This window comes from Chloroflexus sp., from assembly GCF_034431535.1.
In the GTDB taxonomy this organism is placed as follows: domain Bacteria; phylum Chloroflexota; class Chloroflexia; order Chloroflexales; family Chloroflexaceae; genus Chloroflexus.
In genome coordinates this window covers 1-17,395 of record NZ_DAOUDC010000009.1, presented here as the reverse complement: position 1 = coordinate 17,395, position 17,395 = coordinate 1, and the positions used below count along the sequence as shown (strand labels likewise).

Here is a 17,395-nt window from a genome sequence, read left to right as displayed (position 1 = left end):
TGTGCGCCGCGTCTGCGCTCACAGTGATAAGCTACACCACCGTTTTAGAGCCGCATTGCCGTGCGGCTTTCCATTAGGGGCAGGCTGCTACACCAGACTGCGCAACACACCGATCACACGACCTTGGATGCGCACATTATTGGGTGAGGTGTAGATCGGCTGCATCGTTGAATTGGCCGGTTGGAGGCGAATGCGGCCATCTTCGCGATAAAACTTCTTGAGCGTGACCGCGTTTTCGTCGATTAACCATGCCGCGACCATCTGCCCGTTCTCGGCTGTCTCTTGCCGGCGAAGCAACACAATATCGCCATCGTCGATCAGCGCATCGATCATTGATTGGCCGCGCACCTTCAGCGCATAGACCCCGTCGAGACGGGTGGGTGGCACCACATCGGCCGGGACCACGATCTGCTCGGCGCGGCTGTGGTCAATCTCTTCGGGGTCGGGCAGGGGCGAACCGGCGGTAATAGTACCAAGCAAGGGCACGCGCCCAATCTCTTGGCTCAACAGCGCCGGTGACAAACCCGGAATGCTGATCCCGCGCGAGATCTTGTCGTTGCGCACGATCTTGCCCAACTTTTCAAGCACATCGAGATTGTAGGAAACGACCGAGGTTGATGAGATGTTCAGATCGTGCTGAATATCACGGATCGATGGCGAGATGCCGCGCGCTTTGATGAAGTTGACGATGTATTCGTAAATATCCGCTTGTCGATCAGACATCTCGCGTCTTCTCATGGCCGCTATCCTTTCATTAGGCCGCGGCCCCGGCGGACTGCGGCAGACAAAACTAGAACTGATGTAGCAATTATAGCTTCCGAACACTTGTTTTGTCAAGTACGTTTGTTCAAGTTTTTGCGATCCGGCTGGTATGAGGCCGCTTGCTGGTAGGCAGGTCGCTTCGAGTATAATGCACAGTATGGGAACAACAACTGTGCCAGATGATCGATTAGTTGCTCAACGCCGCACCCTACGTATTGCGTGGCTGACGCTGTTTATGTTTCTGGGGTTGTTTTTGACTCTTGTCACGCTGGTAGCATTGAGTGTGCGACAGTGGTACCTTGCGGCGACTGATACGCAGAAGGCGACATTGGTCGTGCGGAGTCTGAATGAGAGTATTGTCTGGCAGCCGGCAGGCCGGACGATCTTTCAGGGTACGCGCGATCAGCAAGAGCTTGGCGAAGGCGATGGATTGCGCGCCTTGCCGAATGCCGGGTATGGGCAAGTGGCCTCGTTGCGTCTCTTTGAAGGCAGCCAGCTCGATTTGTGGGCTGACGCAGAATTGCGCTTGATCGAATTGCGCACCACCCGCTGGTATAGCGGCGCGTTGCAAGTTACGCTTGAGCAAACCGGTGGGTATGTGCGGTACGACTTGCGTGCCGATCAGCCGTTTCAAACGGTGCGCTTTACCGTATTGGTTGGAGATGCACGGGTCGAGTTCACTCCCGGCGGCAGTTATAGCATTAGCCTATACCCGCCGGAACGGCGCGTTATCCGCAGCGATGGCCGGCCCGCACTGATCGCCGATATTGCGGTGCGTACCGGCAGTGCGGTCGTCAATGGGGCCGTTGGCCAACCGGTGCGGTTAGCTGCCGGCCAGCGCGTTGAGGTCGATCCAGCCGGCTTGCCCGGTCTGCCGGTGCCGGCGCGCTGGGAGTTGATCCGTGATGGTGGGTTTTCCCTCTTTTCCGAGGCGGAATATAACAATACCACTCGCGCCGATGATCCGACCTTGCCGCGCGCGACGACATGGCAAGTCTCAGGGACGCCGAATCTGCCGCTGCCCCAACGAGGCTTTTTCCGGTTGGCGATGATTTGCCGGCCGCCGAATCCGGCGCTCAACTGCCCGCCGGAAGACCGGCGTACCGCGGCGTGGTTTTACCGGACGGGCGGGCAAGTCAACGGGTTTGTGACCAGTATTCGCCAGTCGTTGGGAGTGAATGGCGCCGGGGTTGATGTGTCCGAGTTCCGCTCGCTGGTCTTTTCACTCTGGGGACGGATTGATTATCAGTCATTATTGGCCGCCGGCGATCGCGGTACCGAATGCCCGATTATGATCCGGATTGTGGCCCGCCGCAGTAGTCCCACTGATCCTGACGAAGAGCGGGTGGTGTGTCTCTATACGGCAGCTAGTGATCAGGATTTGCGGGTGCGCGCCGATGGCGTCTATTATCAGCGGGTTGATCCAGCAACGTGGACGCGCTTCCGGGTTGATTTGCGCGATGAGGGATGGTTGCCCGATTACCGCTATTTGCGCAGCGTTGAAATTTATGCCAATGGGCATGATTACGATGCGCGGGTCGTCGATGTGTCGTTGGTCGGGACGCAATAACGCAAGATGAGGCTCTATCACGGCATTGATTTGGTTGAAGTGGCGCGAATCCGGCAAGCGGCGCTGCGTTATGGTCAGCGCTTTCTTGCTCGCGTCTATACTGCCGCCGAGCAGGCCGATTGTGTGTCCGTTGATGGTACGCTGCGTTTCGAGGCGCTGGCGGCGCGGTGGGCAGCCAAGGAAGCGTGTGCCAAGGCGCTAGGAATTGGATTGCGTGGGTTAGGCGCGCTAGCCGTTGCCGATCGTCCGCGCGCCGGGTTGCTTGAGATTGAGGTTGTGCGTGAGGCGGCGGGCCGGCCTGTGTTACGGCTGACAGGGATCGCGGCGCAGACGGCGGCTGACCTGCGGATTGCAACGCTGGCAGTGAGCCTGTCGCATACCGGTGATTTGGCGCTGGCTAGCGTGGTCGCATGGGGTTTGTAGCGAGACCTGTGAGGTAGAGTGGCGCATGGAATCTGTTTCGCCGTTCGTGGTGACAGCGGCCCTGATGCGCGCCGCCGAGGAAGCGGCGGTGGCTGCCGGCAGTGATTGGGCCGTATTGATGGAGCGGGCCGGTACTGGGGTGGCAGAGGCTGCGCTTGCTCATTTCGCGCCGTTGGATGGGCGCACAGTGCTGGCGCTGGTTGGCCCCGGCAACAACGGTGGTGATGCGCTGGTTGCCGCTCGCCATTTGGCCGATGCCGGCGCGCAGATGACGCTCTATTGCTGGCGGCGCAACCGGGTTGATGATAACCTGCTGATATGCCGCGCACGCGGCATCCGTGAAGTACACGCGGCTGATGATGCGGATGGGGCGTTGCTAAGGGCTATGCTTGCCGAAGCGACGTTGGTGATCGATGGTCTGCTCGGCACCGGCGCTCGCCCGCCGGCAGACGATCTGGCCGCGATCATTGCCGCTGCCAACACTGCCCGTGCGCAGCGCGCTGATCTGCGCGTTGTGGCGATCGATCTGCCGAGTGGTGTGGCTGCCGATGATGGGCAAGTGGCAACCATCGCCATCCGGGCCGATCTGACGGTGGCGACCGGTTTGCTCAAGCGGGGATTGTTGCTCTGGCCCGGACGGGGCTATGCCGGCATGATAGTGGTAGCGCCGATTGGTCTGGGATCTTTAGATGAGGCTTTGACGATGAGTGAATTATTAACGGCAACGCAGGCCCGCGCATTTCTGCCGGCGCGTCCGGCTGATGCGCACAAGGGCGTGTTTGGCAAGGTGCTGGTGCTAGCCGGTTCGATCAATTATCCCGGCGCCGCGGTGTTGGCCTGCGCCGGTGCGCAGCGTTCGGGCACCGGTCTCGTTACCTTGGCGACCGGGCGGAATGTGTTGGCGCTGGCCAAAGTTCCGCCGGAAGTGACGTTGCTGCCGGTGGCCGAAGGAGATTGGGGGGCGATCGGGCCGGCGGCGATCGATGAGCTGGCCGACGATTTGACGCGTTATCAGGCGTTGTTGATCGGGCCGGGCTTGGGCCAAGCTGAGGCAACCCGCCAGTTGGTGTTGCGTCTGTTTGGTCTCGATCAGGTGCGCAGCCGGGCGCGGGTGGGGTTTGTAGCGGTGGGGGATGCGATAGCTCATTTGCCGCAGAAAACTGTCGAATTGCCGCCGACGGTGATCGATGCCGATGGCCTCAATCTATTGGCGAGCGCTAGCGGTTGGTTCGAGCGGTTATCTCCCGAACGGTGCGTGCTGACGCCTCACCCCGGCGAGATGCGCCGGTTGCTTGGCGTGACCGAGTTGCCGCCGGATGCGGTGGCGGTGGCGGCGGAGGCGGCCCAACGCTGGCGGCAGACGGTGGTGCTCAAGGGGGCGACAACGGTGATCGCGGCGCCCGATGGCCATACTCTGATTCACGATGGCGCTAATCCGGCCTTGGCGACCGCCGGTTCGGGCGATGTGCTGGCCGGTCTTATCGCCGGCTTGATGGCGCAGGGCTGCGCGCCACTTGCGGCTGCGGCGTTGGGTGTCTATCTGCATGGTGCTGCCGGGGACAAGGCCCGCGCCGCCATGGGTGATGCCGGCGTGGTGGCTGGCGATCTGTTACCATTGGTGCCACAGGCGATCCGCGAGTTGCGCGCAGGCTGAAGTATTGCACAAGGTGGGAAAGGAATGGCCGCGATGCGTATAGTTGATATTATTGCCGCCAAACGTGACGGCAGAGCATTGACGAAGGCTGAAATTGATTGGGTTGTCAAAGGATATGCTGCCGGTGAGATTCCCGACTATCAGATGGCGGCGCTAGCGATGGCGATTGTGCTACGTGGCATGGACGATCGCGAGACGGCTGATCTGACGATGGCCATGGCCCGCAGCGGCGATATGCTCGATCTGCACGATATTGCTCCGCTGATTGTCGATAAACATTCGACCGGCGGTGTTGGTGATAAGACCACGCTGGTGCTGGCGCCGTTGGTGGCGGCGGTGGGGTTGCCGGTAGCCAAGATGAGCGGGCGCGGCCTAGGGTTTAGCGGCGGCACTATTGATAAATTAGAGAGTATTCCCGGCTTTCGCACTAACCTGAGCGCCGAAGAGTTTCGCCGCGCCGTGCGCGAGTTGGGCTTGGTCGTTGCCGCGCAGAGCGGCGATTTGGCCCCGGCGGATAAGAAACTCTACGCTTTGCGCGACGTGACCGCTACGGTTGAGTCGATCCCGTTGATCGCCGCCAGTGTGATGAGCAAGAAGCTGGCGGCTGGAGCTGATTGCATTGTGCTTGATGTCAAATACGGGCAAGGCGCATTTATGCGCACGCTCGACGATGCGCGCCGGCTGGCCCAGACTATGGTGGCGATTGGCCGCCACGCCGGGCGGAAGGTAGCCGCTGTGCTCAGCAGTATGCAGCAACCGCTCGGCTTTTCGGTTGGCAATGCGCTCGAAGTGCGCGAAGCTGTCGCGGCGCTGCGCGGGACGGGGCCAGACGATCTGGTCGAGTTGTGTCTGGTCTTAGGCAGCGAGCTGGTGCAGATGGCCGGGGTGTGGGCTGATGCTGATGCAGCGCGGACAATGCTCGCAGAAGCGTTGCACGGTGGCGCGGCGTGGGCGAAGTTTCGGGCCATGGTGGTCAATCAGGGTGGCGATCCAGCGGTGATTGACGAACCGGAGCGATTGCCCACGGCGCCGGTGCAGGTCGAGCTGCCGGCGCCACGGGCTGGGTTTGTTACCGCTATTGATGGGCAGGCCTTGGGCTTGGCAGTAAATGCACTCGGCGGTGGCCGGTCACGTAAAGAAGATACGATCGATCACGCGGTTGGGTTGGTCTTGCGGGCGAAGGTGGGAACGCGCGTTGCTGCCGGCGATCCGCTCCTCACCATTCATGCAGCGCGCCAGAGCGATGTCGAGGCAGTTGCTGATCAGTTGCGCACCGCCTATACTATTCATAACGCACCGCCGCCGCCATTGCCGTTGGTTGAAGAGATTATTCGCTAAGGTTATGGCTTAGCAACAGATGTTTGAAACCGGGACAGGATATAATTTTACCAGTTTGTCGAGTACCGTTTTGGCTCGCAATGACAAGCGGACAGCGGCGGGCAATGACAAACCAGCATGTCATTGCGAGGGTGCGGAGTGCCCGAAGCAATCCCCTGCTTCTACGGGAAGTATGCCTGTACGCATCTCTCCCGCTTAGAGAAGGAGATTGCTGCGCCGCCTGCGGCTCGCGATGACATAAGAATCTACCATCACGAGGTTGGCTATGCCGATCTATGAATATTTCTGCCCGGCCTGCAATGGCCAATTCCAAAAGTTAGTGCGCGGCTTTAGCGATCCACCCGGCTTGGCTTGCCCGCGTTGCGGCAATACCGAGGTTCGCCGCGCCATTTCGCGCTTTGCTACCCTGAAGTCGGAAGATGACCGGATCGAGTCGTTAGCCGATCCATCCAACTTTATGGGGTTAGACGAGAGCGATCCGCGTTCGATTGCCCGTTGGGCCAAGCGCTTGGGCAAGGAGTTAGGCGAAGACGCCGGCGAAGATTGGGATGAGATGGTCGATCAGATGCTCGAAGAGGAGCTGAGCGGCAAACAGGACGATGAGGAGGGTCGTTCGCCAGCGAAGCCTGATGATCTCGGTTGGGCGTGATTGTCCATTTGCATACAAGACAATCTAACGGTATTATAAAGCAAAGTCGATTCTAGAATGAACGGTCGAGTATGCGCATCCTCTTCTACACCGGCAAGGGCGGCGTTGGCAAAACCAGTGTGGCAGCGGCTAGCGCCCTCCGCTGCGCCCAACTTGGGTATCGGACTATCGTGCTCTCGACCGATGCGGCCCACTCGCTGGGCGATTCGCTCGGGGTTGATTTGCGCGCCGAACCGATTCAGGTGGCGCCGAATCTGTGGGCGCAAGAGATTAACGCCCTCCACGAGCTTGAATCGAGCTGGGGGGTGGTGTCACGCTATTTAGCCGATCTGCTTGCGTGGCAGGGGGTCGAAACGATCGCCCAAGGCGAGCTGTCGGTCATTCCCGGCACCGAAGAACTCTTCAGCCTGCTTCAGATTAAGCGCCATTACGATGAAGGCAAGTACGACGTGATCGTAGTCGATGCCGCTCCTACCGGCGAGACGCTGCGTTTGCTGTCACTGCCCGATGTGATGCGGTGGTGGATTGCCCGCCTCTTCCCGATTGCGCGGGCGCTGCTGCGGGTGGTGCGTCCGGTGGCGCGGCGCGTGACCGATATGCCGATCGCCGATGACGATGTGCTGGCGTCGGCGCAGCAGGCGATCGATGCCCTGATCGATGTGCGCCAGTTGCTGACGAACCAGCAGATTTGCACGGCGCGGATCGTGATGAACCTCGAAAAGATGGTGATCCGCGAGGCGCAACGTTCGCTGACCTACCTCAGCCTGTTCGGCTATGCGGTTGATGGGATTGTCGTCAACCGGATTCTGCCGCCCGAAGTGGATGCTCACTTTGGCCAGTGGCGGGCGATGCAGCAGCAATACGCGCCGATGGTCGAGGAGATGTTCGAGCCGTTGCCAATCTTGCGCGCGCCCCACTTCTCGCAAGAGATTGTCGGGGTTGAGTTGCTTTCGCAGTTGGCCGACCACCTCTTTGGCAAGTACGATCCGGCGGCTTTCCTCTATCAAGGCCCCACCCAACGGCTGGAAAAGACTCCCGATGGCTACGATTTGATCGTGCCGCTGCCGTTTGCTTCTGAGGATCAAGTCCATCTGGCTCAGAGCGATGACGAGCTGCTGATTTCGGTCGGCTGGCACCGCCATCGCATCGTCTTGCCGCAATCGTTGGCCCGTTTGCGCGCCCAAGATGCCTTCTTCGAGGATTCGTCGCTCCGGGTGATTTTCCGGCGCGAGGCGGCAGCGTAGGAGGGGGTTAGCGTCGCTACCCTGTACGCCGCGGTGTAAGTTGCTCGCATTCCGTTGATATGGTATACTAACCGCTAGTGCGCCCCAAGGGCGCAATTTCGTGTGTAGTTCTGGGAAGAGGGATCGCTATGGCCAGCAAGAAGGGTAACCGCATCGTGATCAAGCTGAAGAGCACCGAGAGCGGCCATACCTATACGACCGAGAAGAACCGGCGCAACGATCCGAGCCGCCTCGAGTTGCGCAAGTATGATCCGATTGTCCGCCGTCACGTGGTGTACCGCGAGACCAAGTAGGGGCAGAGCAGCGCTCTGCGAACAAGCTGGGCAGAGCAGCGCTCTGCCCATACATGTTTCAGTTTAAGTGCATGATCCGCCTGTTGCGTATTGTTCTCCTTGCCGCTTTTGAAACGACACTGGTCGCGTTGCCGTTGCTGGCGCTGGCTACGCTAGCATTGCCGTGGCCGGGGTTGTTTGGTGCCGTACTGCTCGGTTGGCTGGCCGATGGCGCGGCGCGCTGTCTGCACCGTCCGTTCCACTATGTGCCGCTAGCGCTGGCGCCGCTGCTTGCCGCTACCGGCTTGCTGTGGCTGGTGGTTGGCGGCGATCTGCTGGCGCTGTGGCTAGCCTTGCTGCCGGGCCAACCGCAAAGTGGTCTGGCATACGTGGCGACGCTGGTTGCGTTTTTTCTGACATGGCGGGGAGCGGGGTTGGAGAGCCACGATAGCGCCACCATTCTCACCCTTGCCGGCAGAGGGATGGTTGCCGTGATCGCATCGCTGCTGGTTGGCCCGCTGCTGCGCGCCGGCGCTGCCTTGCCCGATGATCTGTTAAAGGCGTATGTGGCAGTCGCGATCGGCTCAGGCTTAGGATCGCTGGCGCTAGCCCACCTCGTCGAAACGGCGGCTGATCGCGCGCGGGTGTTCGATCTGCGCTGGACGCTCTTGCTCTTGGGGGTGATCGGCGGCGTGTTGGCGATTGGTGCAGCATTGACCGCGCTGCTCAGCGGTGAGGCGGCGCTCGATGGCGTGGTCAACCTGCTGCGTTTCTTGCTCTTGCCGTTGGCGCTGATTGGAGCGGCGCTAGTTTATCTGTTCACCGTAATCTTTGGTGATCTGATCCGGGTGCTCTTGGCGCTGTTGGGGCAGGCGCTGGCCCAGATGAACCTCCGCCCTGAACCGCCGCCGGTGACCGATACGGCGCCGATCGACGATGCCGCCGTCGAGACGGTGATCGCCTTGGCGCAGCAGGCAACCTTCTGGCTGGCGTTGATCCCGCTGGCAGTGTTGCTGGTCTTGCTGGTCTGGTGGCGGCGGCGCGCGCGCCGGGTTGAAACGGATGAAGAGCGCGAGTCGCTCGATATCGGCCAAAGTCTGCTGGCCGATGTGCGCGATCTGCTCGGCGCGCTGCGCAATCCGTTTCAGCGCCGGTTGAGCGGCTTGCAAGCGGCGCTGGCGGCTTTGCGCGGCGCCGACCCGGTGACGCGAGTACGCCGCGCTTATATTCAGGCGCTGCTAGCGCTGGAGGAGCGCGGTTTACGCCGGCCTCCGGCGCAGACACCCGCCGAGTGGTATGCGACGGTAGCCCCCACCTTGCCCGACCCCGCGCCGTTTGCCGAGCTTACCGCTATCTACGAGCGAGCGCGTTATCAACCCGCCGGCGTCGATCCAACCGAGGCCGCCATCGCCGAACAAGCCGCCCAAACGGTACGTCCGTCGTAGTAGGGGCGCACGGCAGGGCACCCCCGCACGGCAGGGCGCCCCTTGCCGCCTTTGTTATTCCACCGTCACGCTTTTCGCGAGGTTACGCGGTTGATCGACGTCGCACCCGCGCAGCACCGCAACGTGATAAGCGAAGATTTGCAACGGGATCACGTTCAGCACCGGCTGCAAGAGCGGCAGGGTTGTGGGGACGCCGATCATGTGATTGGCCTTTTCGGCCAGCAGTGCATCGCCGGCGTGACCGATCGCGATCACCTGCCCGTGGCGGGCGCGCACCTGCTCGACGTTGCTGATCATCTTTTCGTAGATGTGGTCACGAGGCGCAATGCAGATTACCGGCATGTTCTCGTCGATCAGCGCGATCGGGCCGTGTTTCATCTCGCCCGCCGGGTAGCCCTCGGCGTGGATGTAGCTAATCTCTTTCAACTTGAGCGCACCCTCAAGCGCGATCGGATAGTTGATCTGGCGGCCAAGGAAGAGCGCGTTGCCGGCACGGTGATAACGTTCGGCCAGCTCAATGCAGATTGGCGTCGCCAGCTCGATCGTCTGCGCCGCCTTGCCGGGCAGCTCGATCAACGCCTGAATATGCTCGCGGATCTGGGCCGGTGTGAGCGTTCCTCGCGCTTGCGCTAGTCGCAGCGCGAACAAGTAAGCAACGACCAGCATCGAGGTAAAGGCTTTGGTCGAAGCGACCCCAATCTCAGGGCCGGCATGGAGATAAATCGGGCCGCCGTCAGCCACCCGGGCCGCTTGGCTGCCGATCGCGTTGACAATCGCCACGCTCGGCGCGCCCTGCGCGCGTGCCTCTTCCATCGCCGCCAGCGTATCAACTGTCTCGCCGCTTTGGGTGAACGCCAGCAATAAAGCGTCGCGCTCACCATCACTCTGCAAGATCGGCCCGCGATACCGGAACTCGCTGGCGTAATCGACTTCAACCCGCACCCCGGCGAGATTCTCAATCAAAAATTTCGCCACCAGCGCCGCATGCCACGCCGTACCGCAGGCGGTAGCGTAGATCCGGCGCACCCGGCGCAGATCGTCATCGCTCAGGCGCAGATCCTCTAATTCGATCCGGCCTTGCTCTTGGTCGATCCGCCCGCGCAGCGCATCCATCAGCGCGCGTGGCTGCTCGGCAATCTCCTTCTGCATAAAGTGGCGATAATCGCCCTTGGCCGCTGCCACCGGATCCCACGCAATCGTGTGGGTGGGGCGCTCGACCGGGGTGCCGTCAAGCCGGGTGAGCGTGACACTGTGGCGGCGCACGACGGCGACATCGCGATCTTCGAGGAAGATCAAGGTACGGGTGTAGTCGAGGATGGCCGGAATATCCGAGGCGACAAACTGTTCATCCTCACCGAGGCCGATCGCCACGCCGCCAGCATTGCCAAGCCGCGCCGCTACCAGCGTATCAGGTTCGTGGATTGAGAAGGCCACAATCGCATTGCCGCCGCGCAGCTCGCTGAGCGTCTGGCGCACCGCCGTGACTAGATCGCGGCTATCGCGGTAGTAGTGGCCGATCAGCTTCGCAATCACTTCGGTGTCGGTTTGCGACTCAAACTGGTAGCCAAGTTCGAGCAACCGTCCCTTGAGGCTGAGATAATTCTCGACAATACCATTTTGGATGACGACAATCGCGCCGCTGGCGTCACGGTGGGGGTGAGCGTTGATCTCGGTCACGCCGCCGTGGGTGGCCCAACGGGTATGGCCGATCCCGATCTGGCCGTGCGTTGGTTCGGCGGCCAGTCGCTGCTGCAAATTGCTCAGCTTGCCGACGCTGCGACGCAATTGCAGACCGAGGTCAGGGTCATAGATCGCGATACCGGCGGAATCGTAACCGCGATATTCAAGCCGTTGCAAGCCATTGATCACAACGGTGGTCGCTTCGCGAGGCCCAATATACCCAACAATACCGCACATACTGAGAACTCCTAACAATATCATGGCAGCGCCAGCCAGCAGGCGCACAGCCTACTGCTGCATAGGGTTCAGCAGAAAGCGTGAGCAAGCGTCTGCGGTCAAGCAGCTTGGACAGGATATTCAGATCGGGTTTTGGGGGAAAAAGCATGTGGTGGTTCGCTGCCGACGGCTCTGCCCTTGCCCGTCACCGGGAGGTGTTACCCCATCGGCTCGCCGGTGGCGCCCTGCACCGGGGAGGCTTCCGCTGATCGCTCGATGTTCCGGGCGGCTCACGCCCGTTAGCTCCGGCTCGCGCCGGGAACCTCCGTCCTCGTCAACTTCGCCGGTAGGCGAAGCCCATGCGCTTCATCGTCTCAATCCGTGGTGTGCGATACCCTCCCGGCTGCGCCCCCGCGCAGCCCTAGCCAGTTAGTATTGATGCCCGGAGTATACCACACTCCGGGCAGTTGGGTAATGACAGTTTGCTTATGGCGGGGCTAACGATTAGATCATCATCCCCAAGCCGATAAAGAGCGCGGCGGTACCGATGACGATCAATGTAGCCGTGATACGGGCAGGGCGGCCACAGGCTGGCGGCGTTTCGGCCAGCGCCAGATTAGCCATCATCACGCTAATGATGCTAAAGGCTACCAGCGCCAGAAACGGAATCTTCACAAAGCTCAGCGCGCCGGGAATATTGATGTAATCGAACGCGCAAGGCACCGCGCCGGCGCAGGGGGCGGGGGGAATAATCAGCATCACCATCAGGTAATGGTAGAGCGAGACGGCGATACCAGCCAGCGCTAACGGCAGCGCATAGAGGTAGACTTTGCGATCATCACGCCAAATCCCGACAAAGAGAATCACAACCAGCGGGTACATCAAAATCCGCTGATACCAACACAATTCGCACGGAATCCAGCGTAAGACTTCACTAAAAAAGAGACTGCCGGCGGTTGCAGTCATCGCAGTGAGTAAGGCGATATGCCGGCAACTCAGGCTCAACCAATCAAGCAAGCCAAGCTTTGTTGTCGCAGTGGTTATCGGCATCGATTGGGCGCGTTCCATAACGTCGTGCTCCACCTCATTTAGTTTATGAATCATTTGCATTGTATCACGAGATATTGCTTGAAGCGGCGCTTAAGCAAGTGTATACTAAAAAATAATATTGCGATGTAGCGAGCGGGTTGTTGATGTATTACTACATACATTCGGCGTGATCACATGGATAAACGCTGGACCGCGGCACAAACCCGTTTGCTTGCCGACGTAGGCGTCTTGTTCGTCTCATTCGACCAACTTGAGGCGTTTCAACAGGTTGCCCACCGGTTAGTGCCACTATTGGGCGATTGGTGCGCAATCATCATTCGCGACGAACATCAGCAGGCGCGCCGAGTTGCGATGGCCTGCGCCGATCCCCGCCAACAGCCGCTCGCCGATCAGCTTGTCCAAGCCGATCCGTTAGTTGATCCAGCCTCTGCCCCGGCCCAAGTGCTGCGGAGCGGGCAACTGGTGTTGCTGGCCGATCTTCCCGATGAGTACAGCGCACAACCGGCGTTTTCGCCAGCGTACCGCGACGTGATAATGCAAGTCCGGCCCCGCCATCTGCTTTGCGTGCCAATGCGGGCGCGCGATCAGGTCAATGGGGTATTGGTTTTGAATTTCACCGACGCATCGGGCCGCCGCTTTACGCCAGCCGATATTGAGTTTGCGACGGAATTGGCCCAGCGCATGGCGCTGGCGGTAGAAAATGTCGTCCTGTATCGCACCATGAAACGCCGGCTCAACCAATTGCTGCTGGTGCAGCGGGTGGCCGGCCTCGTCAATTCGGTGTTGCAAACCGAGATGCTCTGCCAACTCGTGGTGCGCCAATTACATTCAGTGTTTGGGTATCAGTTGGTCAGCATTTATTTATTGCAAGATGGCGCATTGCGTTTGCAATCCGTCGTTGGCTATGATCAGGTGTTGCAAAAAATTCAATTGCACGAAGGTGTGGCGGGGCGAGTTCTGCGCACTGGTAAGGCCGAGTTTGTGCGCGATGCCAGCCTTGATCCCGATTTTATTGAGGTGTGGCCGGGCACGACCCAGTGCATAATTGTGCCCTTGCGTTACGCTGAGGGCATTCCGGCCGGCGTGATTATTGTTGAGTCAACTGGCAATCCCCCGCTTGATGATGAAGATTTTTTCTTGTTATCGCTGCTCGCTGACCAAGTCAGTGTCGCGTTAATAAACTCGTTTCTTTTTGCCCGTATGCTCGAAACCTTTGAGCGATTTCGCTCATTGATCGAATTGGCTGGCAACGTGATTATCTGCCTCAGCCCCAATTTGCGCATCACCGAATTCAACCGTATGGCCGAGCAGGTCTTTGGCCGCACCCGCGGCGAGATGATCGGATCTGATTATCCGTCTGCGTTGCTGTCGGAGGCGGAACGGCCATTGTTTGCGGCGCTGGTGCGCGAGGTGATGAGCAGCGGCAGTAGCCGTTCGTTTGAAACGATGCTGGCGGTGCAGGGGCATAAGCGGTGGTTATTCTGGACGATCACGTGCCGGTGGCAGTTGAATGGCGACGTTGCTGAGCTCTTGCTGGTGTGCCAAGATTTGACTGAACAGCGCGAACAGTCGATCGCACTGTTGAACTATGAGCGGCGGTTGCAAGCGATCGAGCGGTTAGAGAGTATGGGGGTGATGGCGAGCGGGATTGCCCACGACTTCAATAATCTGATCAATATTATCATTGGCAATGCTCATCTGTTGCAGACGGCATACACCACTGAATCATTTGCCTGGCAGAGTCTGCACCACCTGTTAAGCGCTGCCCACCAAGCCGGTGATTTGGCGCATCAACTGTTGAATTTTGCCGGCGAAGATCGCCTACAGATCCAGACTCTGCAAATCAATCAATTGATTGAAGCAACCTTACCGATGTTACAGTCGTCGCTGGGATCACAGGTGGAAGTGCGGCTTGATTTGGCGCCGGAGTTACCGGACGTTATGGCTGATCCGGTGCAACTCCGGCAGGTGTTAATGAATCTGGTGATGAATGCCTATGAAGCGTTGCCAGAGCGCAGCGGCTGGATTTGGATTCAGACCCGGCAGCGCACACTTGACACCGATACATCCCATCGCTTAATACCACTACAACAGTTATTACCCGGCGAGTACGTGGTGATGGTAGTGCGCGATAACGGGGTTGGGATTGATCCGGCGATTCGCCAGCGCATTTTTGATCCCTTCGTTACCACCAAAGCGCATGGCCATGGCCTCGGCCTAGCGGGTGTGCTCAACATTGTTCGCCGGCATGGCGGGGCATTAGAGGTTGAAAGCCAGCTCGGCAGCGGCAGCGCCTTTAGCGTTTGGCTTGCGCCGCAGCCGGCTACAGTAACGGAACACACCCCGTTCTCTGCCGAAAGCGATGCAGGGCCGTTGGTGCTGGTGATCGATGATAACGATGAAGTGCGATCGTTGATCGAACGGATGCTGGTGCATGCCGGGTATCAGGTCAAAGCGGTATCCAGCGGTAGTGAAGCGCTCCAACTCGTGGGGTGCGGTGGTGAGATTGCATGCGCGCTGATTGACCTGACGCTGTCCGATACCGACGGGTATGATCTCTGTCGCCGGATCACGACGCGTGATGCGCGCATTCCGCTGGCCTTGATCAGTGGCTACCCAGTTGATGCGAGCCAGTTAGGGGATGTGCCGGTAGTAGCCACGCTGCAAAAGCCATTCCGGGCCGAGGCGCTGCTTGCGTTGGTACAACGGCTGATCCGGATGCGCGAGATGCCGTTGTCTTGAACTAAACGCCAGCTATTTGTCAGCTTTGATTTATTGACATGCCGCTCTTGCAACGGTATAGTAAATTGTCAGACAAAATATGTGGTGGTGAGGAGGTTCTGGTGTCGGCCCAGCATTCGCAGCCTTTCAATCCAGCTCACGTTCGCCCGGCAGATGATACATTTGTGCCGTCGTTGCCCGGCGCAGTTGATTGTCCAGATCAGACCGTGCCACAGCCGGCGGAGCAGCATAGCTCAGTTCGGCGAACACGGCGTCGGTCGCAGCGTGGATGGTGGGTGCTGTTGCTGATGCTGCTTGGCAGCGTTGGTCTTGTTGCCGGCACGCTCGTCTATCTGGAACAGAGCTATGCGGGCCGTATTTTGCCCAATATCAGCGTGCGTGGCGTGCCGGTGGGCAATCTGACTCGGGATGATGCCCGCGCTGCGATCGAGGCGACGTTTGCCCCCTTTCTGGCCCAACCGGTGGTCTTGACGTACAGCGGCCGTTCGTGGACGCCGACCCTCGCTGAATTAGGGGTGACGCTCGAGATTGATGAAGCGCTGGATGCCGCACTGGCTGTTGGCCGGGGCAATAATCTCTTCACCAATCTGCAACAGATCGGGGCCGTGTGGCAGTATGGGGTTGAGCTGCCGCTCAGGCTTTCGATCGATCAAGAGGCTATGCAGCGTTACCTGCTGGCGCGGGTTGCCGAAGTCGAACGACCAGCGGTTGATGCCCGGTTGGTGCTGAATGGCACCACGGTGCAGGTGGAACCAAGTGCGGCTGGTCGCCAAGTGCTGGTGACTGAAACGCTCCACGAGATACTCGCCGCCATTCAGGATTTAAACTCCGACACGGTAGCCTTGCGCACGCGCACACTCGAACCGGCGTTGCGCGATGATGCGGCGTTTGTAGCCCAAGATCAGATCGCAGCGATGCTAGCCGGGCCAATTACCCTGCTGGTTGATAACCGGCCGTTTGTGTGGTCGCTCGATGAATTGGCCCGTATGATCAGGGTGGAGCGCGTGGCCGATCCGGCCGGTGACCGGTTGGCCGTGAGCATCGATCGCGAGATGATCATAGAACGATTGAGCGCGCTCGGCGATTCAACCGAGGTGAAAGGCACCTATCCGCGCTTAAATTGGAATGATGGCCGGCTCGAAATTTTCCAAGAGGGCAAACCGGGGCGGCGGATTGATGAAGCGCAGGCGCTCGAAGCAGTGTTGGCAGCCTTGACCAAGCCGGCTGACCAGCGCACCGTAGCGGTCAGCTTCCGCGAGATCCCGCCGCCGATCAACGCAGCGAACCTCGATCAATTGGGCCTTACGACCCTGATTGGGGTTGGGCGGAGCGACTTTACCGGCTCGGCGCCGTACCGCGTGACCAATATTCAAGCCGGTATGCGCTTGCTGCACGGGGTGCTCATTGCTCCCGGCGAAGAGTTTTCGTTCAATCAGACCATTGGCCGGATTGATGGCTCAAACGGCTTTGTTGAGGGATACGCGATTATTCAGAATCGCACTCAGTTGGAGTGGGGCGGCGGGATTTGCCAAGATAGTACGACGGTGTTCCGCGCTGCGTTTTGGGCTGGTTTGCCGATCACCGAGCGCTGGGGGCATTCGTTTTACATCAACTGGTACGATCGGTATGGCTTTGGTCCTTATGGCGACGGGCCGGGGATGGATGCGACGATCTTTACCGGCGGTCCCGATTTGAAGTTCCTCAACGATACCGGTGGCTGGATTTTGATGCAGACACTGGTGGATACCCGGCGTAACTTGGCCGAAGTCAGGCTCTATGGCCCTGATACCGGCCGGAAAGTCTTGCTGGAAGGGCCGGTGATTACCAACCGCACACCAGCCCCGACCGAGCCGGTCTATGTGGCAGTGCCGGATCGTCCCGTCGGCCAGCCGCGCCAGAGTGACAAGGCTCGCGGCGGGATGGATATTCTCTTTACCCGGATTGTGCTAGGCCCTGATGAGAAAGAGATCGAACGGCGCGAGTTTGTCACGCGCTTCAAGCCATGGCCCGATATCTTTGAGTATAATCCGGCTGACCTCGGCCCCGATGGCAAACCGCTGCCGACTCCTACGCCAGAACCGGCGCCGGCTGAACCCGTGCAGGATGCGACGGGTTAAAGTAAGGTCGACTATCAGGGTCGCCCTTACAGAAACCGTGACGCGAAAGCCCACACGCTTTCGCGGTGGCATGAAGCGCCGCTATGCGAACCAACGGCGCGCCGGTTCGGGGATACCCCTTGTCGTTCAACACGGTTCATGTGCTACGAGCGCCACGAAACCGGGCTCTCGCTCCAATGCGACGCGCGGGGTGCTCGTGAACGATCATCGCATCTGGCGCCCCAAGCGACGGC

At 59.8% G+C, this 17,395-nt stretch carries 13 protein-coding genes; 10 read left to right on the top strand and 3 right to left on the bottom strand.

Going from position 1 to position 17,395, the window contains the following annotated elements:
* Nucleotides 1-87 precede the first annotated feature (87 nt).
* On the bottom strand, nucleotides 88-738 hold the full coding sequence (gene lexA / locus U9R61_RS01515) for a transcriptional repressor LexA (RefSeq protein WP_416208805.1): 651 nt from the start codon (nucleotides 736-738) through the stop codon (nucleotides 88-90).
* Nucleotides 739-934: 196 nt separating this feature from the next.
* Between lexA and U9R61_RS01510 the strand changes: the two genes are divergently transcribed.
* From U9R61_RS01510 to U9R61_RS01475, 8 genes are all read left to right on the top strand, one after another.
* Nucleotides 935-2,332, top strand: coding sequence for a hypothetical protein (locus tag U9R61_RS01510; protein WP_322487061.1), 1,398 nt, complete (start codon nucleotides 935-937; stop codon nucleotides 2,330-2,332).
* Nucleotides 2,333-2,338: 6 nt separating this feature from the next.
* Nucleotides 2,339-2,755 carry a holo-ACP synthase gene (gene acpS, locus U9R61_RS01505; RefSeq protein WP_322487060.1) on the top strand — a complete coding sequence of 139 codons (417 nt, stop codon included), beginning with the start codon at nucleotides 2,339-2,341 and terminating at the stop codon, nucleotides 2,753-2,755.
* A gap of 25 nt (nucleotides 2,756-2,780) precedes the next feature.
* A complete protein-coding gene (locus U9R61_RS01500; protein ID WP_322487059.1) occupies nucleotides 2,781-4,409 on the top strand; it encodes an NAD(P)H-hydrate dehydratase in 1,629 nt (542 codons plus the stop codon).
* A 33-nt stretch (nucleotides 4,410-4,442) separates the two neighbouring features.
* Nucleotides 4,443-5,747, top strand: a complete 1,305-nt coding sequence (locus U9R61_RS01495; RefSeq protein WP_322487058.1) for a pyrimidine-nucleoside phosphorylase — start codon at nucleotides 4,443-4,445, stop codon at nucleotides 5,745-5,747.
* Between the two features lie 265 nt (nucleotides 5,748-6,012).
* Nucleotides 6,013-6,396: an FmdB family zinc ribbon protein gene (locus tag U9R61_RS01490; protein ID WP_066788244.1), complete on the top strand. Its 384-nt coding sequence runs from the start codon at nucleotides 6,013-6,015 to the stop codon at nucleotides 6,394-6,396.
* A gap of 71 nt (nucleotides 6,397-6,467) precedes the next feature.
* The gene (locus U9R61_RS01485) at nucleotides 6,468-7,640 is read left to right on the top strand and encodes an ArsA family ATPase (RefSeq protein ID WP_322487057.1); all 1,173 of its coding nucleotides are present in this window, start codon (nucleotides 6,468-6,470) and stop codon (nucleotides 7,638-7,640) included.
* A 128-nt stretch (nucleotides 7,641-7,768) separates the two neighbouring features.
* On the top strand, nucleotides 7,769-7,933 hold the full coding sequence (gene rpmG, locus U9R61_RS01480) for a 50S ribosomal protein L33 (protein WP_066788233.1): 165 nt from the start codon (nucleotides 7,769-7,771) through the stop codon (nucleotides 7,931-7,933).
* 83 nt (nucleotides 7,934-8,016) lie between these two features.
* Nucleotides 8,017-9,357, top strand: a complete 1,341-nt coding sequence (locus U9R61_RS01475; protein ID WP_322487056.1) for a DUF4129 domain-containing protein — start codon at nucleotides 8,017-8,019, stop codon at nucleotides 9,355-9,357.
* 54 nt (nucleotides 9,358-9,411) lie between these two features.
* Here the strand turns inward: U9R61_RS01475 and glmS are convergent, their stop codons facing one another.
* Together glmS and U9R61_RS01465 are read right to left on the bottom strand one after the other, a co-directional pair.
* The gene (gene glmS, locus U9R61_RS01470) at nucleotides 9,412-11,274 is read right to left on the bottom strand and encodes a glutamine--fructose-6-phosphate transaminase (isomerizing) (RefSeq protein ID WP_322487055.1); all 1,863 of its coding nucleotides are present in this window, start codon (nucleotides 11,272-11,274) and stop codon (nucleotides 9,412-9,414) included.
* Between the two features lie 483 nt (nucleotides 11,275-11,757).
* Nucleotides 11,758-12,321: a disulfide oxidoreductase gene (locus U9R61_RS01465; RefSeq protein ID WP_322487054.1), complete on the bottom strand. Its 564-nt coding sequence runs from the start codon at nucleotides 12,319-12,321 to the stop codon at nucleotides 11,758-11,760.
* A gap of 156 nt (nucleotides 12,322-12,477) precedes the next feature.
* Between U9R61_RS01465 and U9R61_RS01460 the strand changes: the two genes are divergently transcribed.
* The gene (locus U9R61_RS01460; RefSeq protein ID WP_322487053.1) at nucleotides 12,478-15,045 is read left to right on the top strand and encodes a GAF domain-containing protein; all 2,568 of its coding nucleotides are present in this window, start codon (nucleotides 12,478-12,480) and stop codon (nucleotides 15,043-15,045) included.
* Between the two features lie 275 nt (nucleotides 15,046-15,320).
* Nucleotides 15,321-17,162 (top strand): VanW family protein, encoded by a 1,842-nt coding sequence (locus tag U9R61_RS01455; RefSeq protein WP_322487052.1) that lies wholly within the window; start codon nucleotides 15,321-15,323, stop codon nucleotides 17,160-17,162.
* Nucleotides 17,163-17,395: the final 233 nt, after the last annotated feature.

Coding starts and splice junctions, on each gene's coding strand:
- lexA (WP_416208805.1), bottom strand. CDS start 738: ATGAGAAGACGCGAGATGTCTGATCGACAAGCGGATATTTACGAATAC.
- acpS (WP_322487060.1), top strand. CDS start 2,339: ATGAGGCTCTATCACGGCATTGATTTGGTTGAAGTGGCGCGAATCCGG.
- U9R61_RS01500 (WP_322487059.1), top strand. CDS start 2,781: ATGGAATCTGTTTCGCCGTTCGTGGTGACAGCGGCCCTGATGCGCGCC.
- U9R61_RS01495 (WP_322487058.1), top strand. CDS start 4,443: ATGCGTATAGTTGATATTATTGCCGCCAAACGTGACGGCAGAGCATTG.
- U9R61_RS01490 (WP_066788244.1), top strand. CDS start 6,013: ATGCCGATCTATGAATATTTCTGCCCGGCCTGCAATGGCCAATTCCAA.
- U9R61_RS01485 (WP_322487057.1), top strand. CDS start 6,468: ATGCGCATCCTCTTCTACACCGGCAAGGGCGGCGTTGGCAAAACCAGT.
- rpmG (WP_066788233.1), top strand. CDS start 7,769: ATGGCCAGCAAGAAGGGTAACCGCATCGTGATCAAGCTGAAGAGCACC.
- glmS (WP_322487055.1), bottom strand. CDS start 11,274: ATGTGCGGTATTGTTGGGTATATTGGGCCTCGCGAAGCGACCACCGTT.
- U9R61_RS01465 (WP_322487054.1), bottom strand. CDS start 12,321: ATGGAACGCGCCCAATCGATGCCGATAACCACTGCGACAACAAAGCTT.
- U9R61_RS01460 (WP_322487053.1), top strand. CDS start 12,478: ATGGATAAACGCTGGACCGCGGCACAAACCCGTTTGCTTGCCGACGTA.